Raw genomic sequence first — 14159 nt, 5'->3', positions numbered from 1 at the left:
GCGCGGGGGCCATGGGGCGCCCCCGCGTCCTGGGGCCGGCGCCTTCGTCAGCTGTCGCCCTCGCGTTCGCCGAGGGTTACCTCGGCGGTGCGGGTCTTGCCGTCGCGGGTGTACGTGAGGGTGACCTTGTCGCCGGGCTGGTGGGTCCAGATCTCGCCGATCAGGGTAGGACCGCTGTCGATGACGTGGTCGTCGAGCTTGGTGATCACGTCACCGGACTGCAGACCGGCCTTGTCGGCGGGGCCGTTGGGCGTGACCGACGGCGTGCCGTTCGCCCCGGACTCGGTGATCTTCGCGCCGCCGGTGCCCTCCGTGAGGGAGACCGAGGCGCCGATCACCGGGTACACCGGCTTGCCCGTCCTGATCAGCTGCTGGGCCACGTTCTTCGCCTGGTTGATCGGGATCGCGAAGCCCAGGCCGATCGAACCCGCCTGGCCCGAGCCGAAGCCGCCGTTACTGGCGGACTGGATCGCCGAGTTGATGCCGATCACGTTGCCCCGGGCGTCGAGCAGCGGGCCGCCGGAGTTGCCGGGGTTGATCGACGCGTCGGTCTGCAGGGCGCTCATGTACGACGCCTTGCTGTCCTGGGAGCCGTCGCTGGAGGCGACCGGACGGTTCTTCGCGCTGATGATGCCCGTCGTGACCGTGTTCGACAGGCCGAAGGGCGCGCCGATCGCGATCGTCGAGTCGCCCACCGCCACCTTGTCGGAGTCGCCGAGCGTCAGCGGGTTGAGGTCCGACGGGGCGTTCTTCAGCTTGATGACCGCCACGTCGTAGCCCTGCGCGTGGCCGACGACCTCGGCGTTGTACTTCTTGCCGTTCGGGAAGGTCGCCGTCACCTTGCCGCCGTCGACCGCCTCCGCCACCACGTGGTTGTTGGTGACGATGTGCCCTTCCTTGTCGAACACGAAGCCGGTGCCCGTGCCGCCCTCGCCGTCACTGCTCGACGCCTCGATCGTGACCGTGCTCGGCAGCGCCGCCGCGGCCACCGCGGCGACCGTACCGGACGCACGCTTGACGTCACCGCCGTTCTGGGAAGCCGAAACAGTCGTGGAACCCGTCGAGTTGTCGCTGCGGTCGGCCAGCGTGTAGCCGATGCCGCCGCCGACGCCGCCCGCCACCAGCGCGGCCACCAGGACCGCCGCGAGCAGACCGCCGCGCTTCTTGCCGCCCGGGTTGGGGGCCGGCTGCTGCGTCTGCTGCCACGAGGAGCCCCAGCCGCCGCCCGCGCCACCGCCGTGGCCACCGTGGCCTCCGTGACCGCCGGCGCCGCCGTGGTCAGCGGGGCCGCCGGGCCCCGCCGCACCGCTGCCGTCGGCGTACGTGTGGCCGCCGTCCGCGTACGAGGGGAAGGTCGGCGGAGCCGGGGGCGGCCACGCCGCATCGGGCGCGGAGGAGCCACCGTGAACACCAGGACCGCCGGGCCCGCCGGGTGCCTGGCCGTAGCCACCGCCGACGCCGGGCGCCTGGCCGTAGCCGTGGCCGGCACCAGGTGCCTGGCCGTGGCCCGTGGCTGCCGCGTGCCCGGGCACACCCGCCCCCGCCGTCACCAGCTCCTGCTGGACATGGGGCTGCTGCTGAGCATGGGGCTGCTGCTGGGGCTGGCCCACCGGCTGCTCATGCGGCTGGGCCTGCGGCTGAACCGCCGTCTGGTCCGGGGCCGTCGGCGGGACCGGGGGCAGCTGGGCCGTCGGGGCGTTCTCGGCGGTGGTGGCTGCGGTCGCGGCGGCCGGGGCCGGGGGCGCCGGGTTTCCGGTCGGTGCCGACTCGGAGGTGGTTCCCGCGGGGGCCGCGCTCGGCTCGGGGGCCGGGGCCGGTGCGGAGGCAGCGGGAGTATCCACCGGCACGGGAGGTGCGGACGGGGCCGGGGGTACCGCGGTGCCCTCGTTCTCGGTGCTCACAGCTTCTCTCCTCGATCCACGGCTGTCACCTGTCAGCGGTCGACTCGTCTTGGTCGCACAGCGGAGGGCTGCGCGCGAGTTTTGTATGCGGTCAGCTTTTCCCACGAGCCGTCAGGGCACCATAAGCGGTGTCTGTGGGTCCGGGAGCAACCTTTATATAGGATCTATCCGACTAAAGGGGCGCATCACCCTCGGTGCCGCAGCCGTACGACGCCACCGCCCCGACGCGTACCCCCTTCACGGTGGCACCATGACGCGGTGACCCACGTACGACAGCTCCCGATCCAGGTCGTCGCCCACCGAGGGGCCTCCGAGGAAGCCCCCGAGCACACCCTGGCCGCGTACAAGAAGGCGATCGAGGACGGTGCGGACGCCCTCGAATGCGATGTCCGGCTGACCGCGGACGGCCATCTCGTCTGTGTCCACGACCGACGCGTCAACCGTACGTCGAACGGGCGCGGCGCGGTGTCCACCCTGGAGCTCGCCGATCTCGCCGCCCTGGACTTCGGCTCGTGGAAGAACGGCGACGAGGCACCCGACTGGGAGATCGCCCCCGAGGAGCGGGCCGACACCTCCGTCCTCACCCTTGAACGGCTGCTCGAGCTCGTGGCCGACGCGGGACGCCGCGTGGAACTGGCCATCGAGACCAAGCACCCCACGCGCTGGGCGGGGCAGGTCGAGGAGCGGCTGCTGGTCCTGCTGAAGCGGTTCGGCCTGGACGCCCCGACGTCGGCCGACAAGTCGCCGGTACGGATCATGAGCTTCTCGGCACGTTCACTGCACCGGGTGCGGGCCGCGTCCCCGACGCTGCCGACGGTCTACCTGATGCAGTTCGTCTCGCCCCGGCTGCGGGACGGCCGTCTGCCGGCCGGCGTCCGGATCGCGGGCCCCTCCATCCGGATCGTGCGCAGCCATCCCGCGTACATCGAGCGCCTGAAGAAGGCGGGCCACCAGGTCCATGTCTGGACGGTGAACGAACCCGACGACGTCGACCTCTGCGTCGCCCTCGGCGTCGACGCGATCATCACCAACCGCCCCCGCGCGGTGCTCGACCAGCTCACCCGCTGACCTTCACCACGTTCACGCCGCCGCCCCCTCACCACGCTCACGCCGCCCCCTCTGGCCGTGGGCGCACTGTCGCCGCCCCCCACTTCGAACACACCCCTGTTCACTCTTGGCCATGCCACTGGCCCTCTCCGCACCCCCTCCGCGACCCTCGCGCGGTTTCGGCGGAGGTAAGAATTCCGCCAGAACGGTGCATCTGTACGCACGGACAAGTCCGCACATTGGGGGCGGAATTCAGCCATCCCCTCACAGGGAGTGCACCGGCGCGTTCGGACCGTATTCGATCGGTGTGAGTGCGTCAGAGCACATGTGTTGGCCGGTTTCCAGTCCAGTCCCATGGGGCATTCACACCGTGGCGTGGGGTGAAGGAGGTCTCGGGGGTGGCGTTGGTGGTGGCACAGGAGGTGCCCACGTCGTCGAGCATGGCCGTACCCCATGGCCCTGCGGGCGTGGGGCTGGCGAGGCACCGGTTGCGTGATCAGTTGCGCGACGGTGGTGTGGCGGAATCGGTCATCGACGACGCCCTGCTGATCCTTTCCGAACTACTCAGCAACGCCTGCAAACACGGCAGGCCCCTCAACGACGCGCTGGCCGGCGACGGCGACGTGCGCTGCGCCTGGCGCATGGACCCCTCGGGGCGGCTCACCCTCGAGGTCACGGACGGCGGTGGTCCGACCCGCCCGGTTCCGTCCACGCCCTCGGTCACCGCGCACGGCGGCCGCGGGCTGAACATCGTGACGGCACTGGCCGACGACTGGGGTGTACGGGACGACGCCCGGGGCGAGGTCACCGTCTGGGTCGTCGTCCAGGACGACGTCCGCCACACCCACCGCCGGGACGACTTCGCCACGCGCGTCGCGGCCCCGTCGGTCTCCGCCATGCCCGACCTGGACTTCGCGGACGCGTTCGAGGACATGGACTGACCCTCCGCTCCTCCCTGCCCCGCCGTCTCCGCCACTGAGACCGGCACCCGGCACCCGGCACCCGGCACCCGGCACCCGGCACCCGGCACCCGGCCAAACGGTCGCCCGGCCAAACGGTCGCCCGCCCCTCAGGTACCGCCCGCCACCCGGCCACCACCGAACAACCTGGCCTGAATCACCGGTTCCGGGACGACTCGGTGCGTTGTCCACAGGGTCCCGTCGGCCGCCGTACGAGCGGCTAGGCTCGCGCCAGTACGAGACGAGCCGTGATCGGGAGACACCCACGATGGCCAAGAAGCGACCCCACACGAAGGCCAAGCGCCCGCAGGGCACCGGCGGAGTCGGCGCCGCAGGCGCCGATGGGCAGGTCCCGGTTGTCGGTGCGCGCGAGCCCTGCCCCTGCGGCAGCGGCCGCCGGTACAAGGCATGTCACGGCCGGGCCGCCGCCCAGGCGGTGACCGAGCTGGTGCAGCGCCCGTTCGAGGGCCTGCCCGGCGAGTGCGACTGGGTCGCGCTGCGCGAGCTGGTGCCCGCCGCCACCGTCGAGCTGAAGCTGCGCGAGGCGCTCCCCGAGGGCGTCCCGTCGGTCACGCTCGCCACCGTGCTGCCCATGGCGTGGCCCGCGCTGCGCCGCGACGACGGCTCGGTGCTGATCGGCCTGCAGAACGACACGGCGTCGGGTGACATCAGCCGCGATCTCGCCGACACCCTGCAGCGCGCCCTCGTCGCCGAGCCGGGCACCCCGGTCCAGGGCCGGCGCGCCCCGGCCGACGGGCCGCGGCTGCAGGACCTGCTCGACCCCGAAGGTGAGTTCGAGCCAGTTGTGCACACGGGCTTCGAGTTCTGGGTCCCCGACACGGAGAACGCCACCCCGGAGGTCACCGCCTCCCTGGAGCGGGCCAACTCCGCGGCCATCCCGACCGTGAAGCTCTCGGGCGTCGACGCGGCCTACTGGTGCGAGACCCCCGACAAGAACCATCTGCGCTGGGTCATGCCGCACCCGGAGGAGCGTCTTCTGGACGCTCTGGCGCGGTTGCACGCTGCGGGCGTCTCCAGCCTCGGCGAGGGCACCCGCCTGGTGGGCTCCTTCCGTGCTCACGGGCTCACGGTGCCCGTGTGGGACCTCCCCACCGGGGTCGGTGCGGACGACATCGAGAAGCCGGCCGCCGAGTTCGCCGAGCGGCTCGCCGCGGCGCTCGCGGAGGAGGCTCCGCTCACGCCGGACGAGCGTCGGGCCCGCGGCGGGCTCACCAACCGGCAGGTCACGCTCAGCTGACACGGGGCGCGCCGGCCGGCCGGTGACCGGCCGGTGACCGGTCGGCCGCGACCCTGCGTTTGTGGTGACTCCTGTCACAACTCCCCTACGTGACAGGCAAATTCGTGTCCGAATAGCCGAGATCGAATTTGCGAAGCGCCGATCTCTTGTTACGGTTCCATTAGCCCGGTTGCTGGTGCATCCCCCGTCGCCAGCAACCGGGTCTTTTCATGTCCGGAGCCACGAGCGGCGGCGGCGAGCGGAACGGTCGTCACCGTCAACGCCCTTACGCGCGGCCCGAGTTGCTTCCGGAACGCAGCAGCAGCGGGCCACTCCCGTCGGGCGCCGCGAACTCCGCCACGGCCGTGTACTCGGCCGGCTCGCCCGCGGTGCGCTCCCTCGGTGTCTCGCACACACCCGGCTCGTCCTCCGCGCCCATGGCGCAGTGCATGCGCACACTGCGGCCGCCGGGCGCCATCATGCTGAGGACGGAACTCAGTTCACGTCCGGTCGCGTTGCGGTAGTACGTACGCGCCCAGGTTTCCTCACCCTGGGTGAGGACGCAGGTCTGTGCCTCGATGCCGTCGGGCGAGGTGAGTTCGGGGCCGCAGCGGGCGGCGGTGGCGAGCCCGAGACCGAGCAGCATGTGCGATCGGGACGACTTCGCGTCATCCCTGCGGGCGCCACGCGCCCCTTCCGTGCGGGTGTCATCCGCCGCGTCGCCGCGGGTGTCATCCGCCGCTTCCCCACGGGTGCCGTCCGCCTTGTCGTCGTCGGGTCCATCGCCCGGACCGGCCGCCGGCCTCCCGGCGCCCCCGTCCGCGGAGCGCTCGACCGAAGCGCGTCCGGCGTCCACCGGGGTCTCGGCGGCATCGGCGTCCTCGGCGGTCTCGGCAGAACGCCGGTCCGCCGCGCCGTCGAGTGGTCCGGTCGCCCGCCGTGCCACGGTGTCACCGGCGTCGACCAGAGGGCCCGCCGACGCCACGAGCGGCAGCGCGAGACTGCACGCCACCGCGGCCGTCAGCCCGAGGAGCCGGAGCCTGCGCGCCTCCGGACCACCGCGCGCCGCTCGGGACGCCCGGTGGGTCCGGAGTGAGGGCGCACTGTGCCGACCGCGCGGCGACGGGGCCCCGAGGCCCCCGGGAAGACGCTGCATGTGCGGAAGATAACGACCGCCCGAGGCACCCGGCCGAGCGCGCGCCGGGCCGGCTCAGAACTCGGGGGCGCTCACACCCGTACGAGTGAGGGCGTCGACCACCGCGTCGACGACGGCCTCCACATCGGGTACCCACGGGGCCGCGGAGCCGGGCAGCGGCGCGCGCTCCCAGCGGATCCGGCCGTGGCCCGTCTCCGACGGCGGCAGGGTGATGTAGCCGCCCTCGCCGTGGAAGCGGAGCGAGCCGGGGACGAAGTCCTTGGCGTAGAGCAGTTCGCCCAGCTGCTCCATCGAGTACGGGGCGACGAGGATCGCCCAGCGGTGCGGGGCCGCGACCACGGGGCCGAGGCGCATGCCGCCGCGGTCGAGCGCGGCGAGGGCCCGCGAGGCGGCGAGGGCCGGCAGGCTGACCGCGCAGGGAGCCTTGCCCCCGGTGGCCAGGACGATGGGCGCCGTGGGCCGGTTGGTCCACCACCAGCGGACCATGCGCTCGTCGGTGGTGGCGGCGAGCAGTCCGGGATCGAACGGGTGAGCGCCGGGTACCACGCACTCCGGGTCCGGGCAGGCGCAGCGTGCACGCCCCTGCGGGTCCGGCGCCACGCCCGGGAGCACGGGCCACTGCCATTCCCTCGCGAACGTCAGGGCCTGCTCGATCAGCTCGGGCCTCCCGCCGTTGCGCTTGGACAGGAGCCTGCGTCGCCTTCCGGGGATCTCGCGCATGAGCGCTCGTCCTTTCCGTTGCACGCATGGCAACACCGTGGGTCACTCACAACATGTGTCGTTCACTTCACTGTGCGTACCTGCTGGCGCATCACACCCCTGTCGCGGACAAGGGGAACCCCTGCGGGCCTGGCTCGGCTACGTCCGCGTCCATCGCTTGCGCTGACTTGCGTCTGTCCAAAGCATGGGCATGGCGTGGGGGTGGCGACGCCTGGCGTTTTGCCGTCCGGCGTTTGCTCGCCGCCTCCGCCACGGGAGGATGGGGCTCGGTCGTCGGTGGATAGGACGCCCGGTTCCGTCGCCAGGTTCCGGATGACTGACGCCACCCCTGGCCTTCACCGAGTACGTACCCATCACGACCGCTGTGACGCTCTGTTGAACAAGGCCAGTCGACCTCAATACACCGTTCACCACAACACTTTTAAGTCAACTTTGGTTTTTTCAAAGGACTGGACAGTAACCCAGCACACGTCCAACAGGGCCACGCGGACACCACATATCCCAGCAGGACAATGCTGGACATCTCCTTACGAGTGCGTGTACATGTGGAGACACTGCTAGCGGCGCAGAATGACATGGGGGTTTGCGATGCTTTTGAGCAATACGCACCGGTCGGAAAGCCGGACACCATGAACGCCCCTCACCCTTCGAAAGTGGCCGGAATCGATTCAACGGTTCCCTCCCCCGCACACACTGTCGCGCCCGCGTCTGCCGCCCCGGGCGCCTCGACGGCCACTCCCGCCCCAGGAGCGGTCACTCCCCCCGGAGCCGTCCTCCAGGACCGGCTCGCCGGCTGGGTGTCCGACCTGACGACCCTGCACGAACTCACCGAACGCCTGGTCCGCACGGACGCACTCGACAGCGCCCTGCAGGAAGCCCTGCGCGCCGGAGCCGCCCTGGTCGGCGCCCGGCGCGGCCTGGTCGTCCTGGAACCGCGCGACGGCGCCGGACCCGACACGACGATCGGCCTCGGTCTGGGCCGCGCCGACCTCGGCCACATGGAGACCGTGCCGCGCAGCTCACTGCCGTACGGCCGCATCCTCGACGGACTGCCCGGCGGCGACGGCGAGATCACGCAACCCGACCTGTTCGCCGAAGACGGGCTCGACCCCCGCCACCGCGAGGTCGCCGCCCGGCTCGGGTACGCCGCGAGCTACGCGCTCCCCCTGTCCACCGAGTCCGCGGGCCGCCTCGGCGCCGTCGTCTGGCTGTACGACGAGCCCGCCGAGCCGGCCGAGCGGCAGCGGCACCTCGTCGGGCTGTACGCGCGGTACGCCGCCGAGCACCTGGCCCGGCTCGTCGAGGTCGAGCGCACCCGTGTGTCCATGGCGACGATCGCCGAGGAACTGCTGCCCTCCCGGCTGCCCCGTGTCGCCGGCGTCCAGCTCGCCGCCCGGCACCGCACCGGACCGCGCGGCGGCGGTGACTGGTACGACGCCCTGCCGCTGCCCGACGCCGCGCTCGGCCTCGCCGTCGGCTCGGTGACGGGGGCGGGGCCCAGCGCGGTCGCCGCGATGGGGCGGTTGCGGGCCTCGCTGCGCGCGTACGCCGTGATGGAGGGCGAGGACCCCGTCGCCGTCCTCTCCGACCTCGAACTGCTGCTCCGCCTCACCGAGCCCGCCCGCTCCGCCACCGCGCTCTTCGCCTACGTCGAACCCGCGCTGCGCAAGCTGACGCTGGCGGGGGCCGGGCACAGCCCGCCGCTGGTCATCGGCGACCGGCGCACCGAGTTCGTGGAGACGTCCCTGTCGGCGCCGCTCGGCATGCTCGCCTGCTGGGAGGCGCCCAGCGTCGAGTTCACCGCCCAGCCAGGAGAAACCGTCCTGCTGTACACCGACGGCCTCCTCCAGCGCACGGGGGAGCCCGTCGACCGTGCCTTCGCCCGGCTGCACGCGGCCGCCGCGGGCGTCCCCCGGGCGCTGCGCGCCGACCCGGGCGCCCTCGCCGACCACGTCCTGCGGACCGTGCTGCCGGAGGAGCTGGACGCGACGGCCGGCGCGGAGGACGTGGTCCTGCTGGCGGCGCGCTTCGAGTAGCCGACCGGGCCGGCGACGGCATCGCGCGAGCGGGCACGGCTGCCTGCCGCGAGCCCCGGACGACCGCCCGCGGCCCGCACGACCGGCTCACGTGACCCGTACGACTGCCTGCCGCGAAGCCCGTACGACTGCTTCCCGATGGGGCCCTGCGGCTGCCTGCCGCGAGCCCCGGACGACCGCCCGCGGCCCGCACGACCGGCTCACGTGACCCGTACGACTGCCTGCCGCGAGGCCCGTACGACTGCTTCCCGTGGGCCCCTGCGGCTGCCTGCCGCGAGACTCGCGCGGCCCCTCCGGTGAGCCGTACGACCGCCTCCGCAAGGCCCGGCAGGACCCCCTCCCGTGGCCCCCTGCTGCTGCTTCCCGTGAGCCTTCGGTGACCGGCTGTGAGACGGCCTGAAGGGCCCTGGGCCCCGTTCGTCGCGACCGTACGATGGACGGGGTCCAGTGCCGTACCTAGGAGGATGACCGTGGCGGACGAGCTCGAGCCGGCGACCCCGGAGAACGAGGCCACCGAAGCCGAGGAGCCCATCAAGCAGCGCAAGAACGGCCTGTACCCGGGCGTGTCGGACGAGCTGGCCGAGAACATGAAGTCCGGCTGGGCGGACACCGAGCTGCACGACCTGCGGCCCATCGCCCAGGTCGCCGAGACCGCCGCCCGCCGCGCCGCGCTCTCCGCGCGCTTCCCCGGCGACCGGCTGGTGATCCCCTCGGGCAACCTGAAGACCCGCTCGAACGACACCGAGTACCCCTTCCGGGCCTCGGTGGAGTACGCCTACCTCACCGGCAACCAGACCGAGGACGGCGTCCTCGTCATGGAGCCGAAGGGCGAGGGCCACGAGGCGACGCTCTACCTCCTGCCGCGGTCCGACCGCGAGAACGGCGAGTTCTGGCTCTCCGGCCAGGGCGAGCTGTGGGTCGGCCGCCGCCACTCGCTGACCGAGTCGGAGAAGCTGTACGGCATCCCCGTGTCCGACGTGCGCGAACTCGCCGACAAGCTGCGCGAGGCCACCGGCCCCGTCCGGGTCGTCCGCGGCCACGACGCGGGCGTCGAGGCGGCGCTCACCGACAAGGTCACCGCCGAGCGCGACGAGGAGCTGCGGGTCTTCCTCTCCGAGGCGCGGCTGGTGAAGGACGAGTTCGAGATCGGCGAGCTGCAGAAGGCGGTCGACTCGACCGTGCGCGGCTTCGAGGACGTCGTCCGCGTGCTCGACAAGGCGGAGGCCACCTCCGAGCGCTACATCGAGGGCACGTTCTTCCTGCGCGCCCGCGTCGAGGGCAACGACGTCGGCTACGGCTCCATCTGCGCCGCGGGCCCGCACGCCACCACGCTGCACTGGGTCCGCAACGACGGCCCCGTGCGCTCCGGCGACCTGCTCCTGCTCGACGCGGGCGTGGAGACCCACACGTACTACACCGCCGACGTCACGCGCACGCTGCCGATCAACGGCCGCTTCAGCGACATCCAGCGGAAGATCTACGACGCCGTGTACGACGCGCAGGAGGCCGGTATCGCGGCGGTGCAGCCGGGCGGCAAGTACCGCGACTTCCACGACGCCGCACAGCGGGTGCTGGCCGAGCGGCTGGTGGAGTGGGGGCTCGTCGAAGGCCCGGTCGAGCGCGTCCTGGAGCTGGGCCTGCAGCGCCGGTGGACCCTGCACGGCACCGGGCACATGCTCGGCATGGACGTCCACGACTGCGCGGCGGCGCGGGTGGAGACGTACGTCGACGGCACCCTGGAGCCGGGGATGGTGCTGACCGTCGAGCCCGGGCTGTACTTCCAGGCGGACGACCTGACCGTTCCGGAGGAGTACCGGGGGATCGGCGTCCGGATCGAGGACGACATCCTGGTGACGGAGAACGGCAACCGCAACCTCAGCGCCGCGCTGCCGAGGAGCTCCGCCGAGGTGGAGCTGTGGATGGCGTCCTTGAAGGGCGCGCGGGACTGAGAAGTCGGGGGACGGTCGGGGAGCCCCTGGGGCTCTCCGGCCGTCGTCCTGCTGCGGGTGCGTGGGGGGTTGTGCGCGCGGTCCCCGCGCCCCTGCGGTGCGTTGACGACCAGTGAGACGGTTCTCACGTTTGGCGGCCTGTGTACGGACGAGGCTTGTGATGCCACCTGTAAGCACCGTCGGCGTCGGCTATGTTCTCTACTCGCGATCAGCGGCTGACCGAACATTCGGCGCCGCTCGCCTCGTCGGCCGCGAACTTCTTCTGTGGCTGGTACCTCAGTGAGCGATTCCTGTCGGCATCTGGTTGATTGAGCCGCACGACTTCGTAACCCGTCAGTTCTCACGCACAGATTGATGAGGTCTCCATGAACGCATCCCCGGCCCCCATGCAGCGGGTGCCCCTGGTGCAGCTGGCCGCGCGGCCGGGCGGCCCCGCATCGCCCGCCCTGACCCGCATCGTGTCGAACAGCGTCGAACGCAAGGGCCCGGCAAGGGTTTCCGTGGCCGCCTTCCAGTCGTCCGTCTGACCCCGTCCGATCCCGTCCGACCGGCTGACCGGGCTGACCTGGCTCAACGGCCTGTTCCCGTCTGCCCGTTATTCGTCCGACTGATCCGTCCGATGCGGAAGGACAGCACGCGCATGACCGCCTCGGGCCGGCCGCTCGTCCCCCTGCGCCAGATCGTGCTCAAGATGCACGGTCGCTGCGACCTCGCCTGCGACCACTGCTACGTGTACGAACACGCGGACCAGAGCTGGCGCGGCCGGCCCAAGGTGATCTCCCCCGACGTAGTGCGCCGCACGGCGGAGCGCATCGCCGACCATGCGGCGGCCCACACTCTGGACACCGTCCACGTGGTGCTGCACGGCGGCGAGCCCCTCCTCGCCGGCCCCGGCCGGCTGCGGGCGGCCGCCGAGGCGCTGACCACCGCCCTCGACGGTGTCTGCGCCCTCGACCTGCGGATCCACACCAACGCCGTCACCCTCGACGAGCGGTTCCTCGACCTGTTCGACGAGTTCGGCATCAAGGTCGGCGTCTCCCTCGACGGCGACAAGGCCGCGAACGACCTGCACCGCCGCTACCCCGACGGGCGCAGCAGCCACGACCGGGTGCTGAGGGGCATCGCCCTGCTCGACCGGCCCCGCTACCGCCATCTCTTCGCGGGCATCCTCTGCACCATCGACGTCCGCAACGACCCGGTCGCCGTCTACGACGCGCTCGCCGGACTCCGGCCGCCCCGCGTCGACTTCCTCCTTCCGCACGCCACCTGGGACGAGCCGCCGCTCCGGCCCGCCGACGACAGCGACGGCACGGCGTACGCGCGCTGGCTGCTGGCGGTGTACGACCGCTGGACCGCCGACGGCCGCCCCATGGACGTACGGATCTTCGACTCCGTCCTGCGCACCCTGCGCGGCGAGAGCAGCCTCACCGAGGCGCTCGGGCTGGCGCCCGCCGACCTCGCCGTGATCGAGACCGACGGCTCCTTCGAACAGGCCGACTCGCTCAAGACGGCCTACGACGGCGCCCCCGCCACCGGCCTGCACGTGCTCACCCACTCGCTCGACGACGTGGCCGCGCACCCCGGCCTCGTGGCCCGGCAGCGGGGACTCGACGGGCTGTCGGACCAGTGTCGGGCCTGCCCGGTCGTGCGCTCCTGCGGCGGCGGGCTCTACGCCCACCGGTACCGGACCGGCGGCGGCTTCCTCAACCCGTCCGTGTACTGCTCCGACCTGCTGCGTCTCATCACCGACATCCGGGACCGCCCCATGCCCGACCAGTTCGAGCAGTCCGACCAGGTCAAGCAGTCCGAGCAGTCCGGCCCGTACGAGGGGTCCGGCGGACCGGTCCGGCCCGCGCTCGCCGACGCGCACCTCGACGAACTGGCCGCGGGTCCCGTTTCCGCGGCCACCACGGACCTGCTGGCCCGCCATCAGCTCGCCCTCGGGCGCGAGTTGCTGGGCCTCGTCTGGCACGAGGTGCCGCACAGCGCCGCGGGCGCGGCCGCGTGGGACGTACTGACCGGCCTGGACCAGGAGGCGCCGGAGGCGGTGGACACGGTGCTGGCCCACCCGTACACGCGGCCCTGGGCCCTGCGCTGCCTCCAGGGGAACGCGACGGGGGACGCCGGCCGTGCCATGCGCGGGGTGGCGGAGATCGCCGCGGCCGCCGCTCTGCGGGCGGGACGGGCGACGACGGTCGTCGTCCCGGTCCACGACGGGCTGGTGCGGCTGCCGACGCTGGGCACCCTGGCCGTGGGTCCCGCCGTCGAACGGGTGGCCGTGCGGGCGGACACGGACGGCTTCACGGTCCTCACGGACGACCGGACCCACGAGGTGGCGTGGAAGGGCGACAAGGACCCGGCCTGGCGAGGGCTGCGGGTCCACGAACTGGACGGCTGGTCCGTCGCGCTGGAGGACACCGACCCCTGGCGGGACTGCCACGGCCATCCGGCGCACCCCCGGCTCACCGAGAGCGAGGCCGAGGCGTGGCGGGCACGGCTGGACGCCGCCTGGGCGTGGATCCGCGCCGAACTCCCGCAGTACGCACCGGCCGTCGCCGCGGGGCTCCGTGTGATCACCCCGCTGCGCCCGTCGCCCGAGAACGCCGACATCAGCTCGGCGGCCCGGGACGCGTTCGGCGCGGTCGCCATCGCCCGGCCGAGCACGCCGGAGTCGCTCGCGCTGCTGCTGGTGCATGAGTTCCAGCACGTCAAACTGGGCGCGGTGATGGACCTCGTCGACCTCCACGACCCGGCGTGCGGCAAACTGTTCTACGCCCCCTGGCGTCCCGATCCGCGCCCCTTGGAGGGGCTGCTGCAGGGCACCTACGCCCATCTCGCGGTCGTGGACTTCTGGCGGGCCCGCCGGCGGTCCGGGGGCGGTTTCGAGGCGGAGGTGCACTTCTCGCGGTGGCGCGACCAGACGCGGGAGGCCCTGGAGACGTTGGCGGGCTCCGGGGCGCTGACGGCCGCGGGTGAGCGGTTCGTGGCGGAGATGGGCAGGGCCCTCGCGGCGGACCGGGTGAGCCCGGCCGCGTTGTCGCAGGCCCGGCGAGCCGCCCGGGAGCACCGGCGGAGTTCGCTCGGCCGGGGATGAACGCGGGGCCTCCCCGCGTGTGCCCCGGCGGGGGCACGGAACCCTGTTCGTCATATTCCA

At 72.5% G+C, this 14159-nt stretch carries 10 protein-coding genes; 7 read left to right on the top strand and 3 right to left on the bottom strand.

What is annotated here, in order from left to right:
• Positions 1–47: 47 nt before the first annotated feature.
• Positions 48–1901, bottom strand: coding sequence for a S1C family serine protease (locus ACZ4Z2_RS09265; protein ID WP_468073975.1), 1854 nt, complete (start codon positions 1899–1901; stop codon positions 48–50).
• Positions 1902–2159: 258 nt separating this feature from the next.
• On the opposite strand from ACZ4Z2_RS09265, the gene ACZ4Z2_RS09260 reads away from it, so the two are divergent.
• From ACZ4Z2_RS09260 to ACZ4Z2_RS09250, 3 genes are all read left to right on the top strand, one after another.
• Entirely contained in the window at positions 2160–2969 is an 810-nt protein-coding gene (locus ACZ4Z2_RS09260; RefSeq protein ID WP_468073973.1) for a glycerophosphodiester phosphodiesterase, read from the top strand.
• 377 nt (positions 2970–3346) lie between these two features.
• Positions 3347–3889 (top strand): ATP-binding protein, encoded by a 543-nt coding sequence (locus tag ACZ4Z2_RS09255; RefSeq protein WP_468074186.1) that lies wholly within the window; start codon positions 3347–3349, stop codon positions 3887–3889.
• Between the two features lie 286 nt (positions 3890–4175).
• On the top strand, positions 4176–5165 hold the full coding sequence (locus tag ACZ4Z2_RS09250) for a DUF5926 family protein (protein WP_468073971.1): 990 nt from the start codon (positions 4176–4178) through the stop codon (positions 5163–5165).
• Positions 5166–5430: 265 nt separating this feature from the next.
• On the opposite strand, the gene ACZ4Z2_RS09245 is transcribed toward ACZ4Z2_RS09250, so the two are convergent.
• The gene (locus tag ACZ4Z2_RS09245; RefSeq protein ID WP_468073969.1) at positions 5431–6300 is read right to left on the bottom strand and encodes a hypothetical protein; all 870 of its coding nucleotides are present in this window, start codon (positions 6298–6300) and stop codon (positions 5431–5433) included.
• A gap of 54 nt (positions 6301–6354) precedes the next feature.
• Complete coding sequence (locus ACZ4Z2_RS09240; RefSeq protein ID WP_468073967.1) at positions 6355–7020, bottom strand: bifunctional DNA primase/polymerase; 666 nt, start codon at positions 7018–7020, stop codon at positions 6355–6357.
• A 512-nt stretch (positions 7021–7532) separates the two neighbouring features.
• On the opposite strand from ACZ4Z2_RS09240, the gene ACZ4Z2_RS09235 reads away from it, so the two are divergent.
• From ACZ4Z2_RS09235 to ACZ4Z2_RS09220, 4 genes are all read left to right on the top strand, one after another.
• Positions 7533–9056 carry a PP2C family protein-serine/threonine phosphatase gene (locus ACZ4Z2_RS09235; RefSeq protein WP_468073965.1) on the top strand — a complete coding sequence of 508 codons (1524 nt, stop codon included), beginning with the start codon at positions 7533–7535 and terminating at the stop codon, positions 9054–9056.
• Between the two features lie 464 nt (positions 9057–9520).
• The gene (locus ACZ4Z2_RS09230) at positions 9521–11005 is read left to right on the top strand and encodes an aminopeptidase P family protein (protein WP_468073964.1); all 1485 of its coding nucleotides are present in this window, start codon (positions 9521–9523) and stop codon (positions 11003–11005) included.
• A gap of 365 nt (positions 11006–11370) precedes the next feature.
• A complete protein-coding gene (gene fxsA / locus ACZ4Z2_RS09225; RefSeq protein ID WP_468073962.1) occupies positions 11371–11532 on the top strand; it encodes an FxSxx-COOH cyclophane-containing RiPP peptide in 162 nt (53 codons plus the stop codon).
• A gap of 113 nt (positions 11533–11645) precedes the next feature.
• Positions 11646–14099 carry an FxsB family cyclophane-forming radical SAM/SPASM peptide maturase gene (locus ACZ4Z2_RS09220; protein ID WP_468073960.1) on the top strand — a complete coding sequence of 818 codons (2454 nt, stop codon included), beginning with the start codon at positions 11646–11648 and terminating at the stop codon, positions 14097–14099.
• Positions 14100–14159: the final 60 nt, after the last annotated feature.

The sequence above is a fragment of the Streptomyces sp. NPDC030183 genome (assembly GCF_055573455.1).
This window is presented reverse-complemented; position numbering and strand designations above follow the sequence as displayed.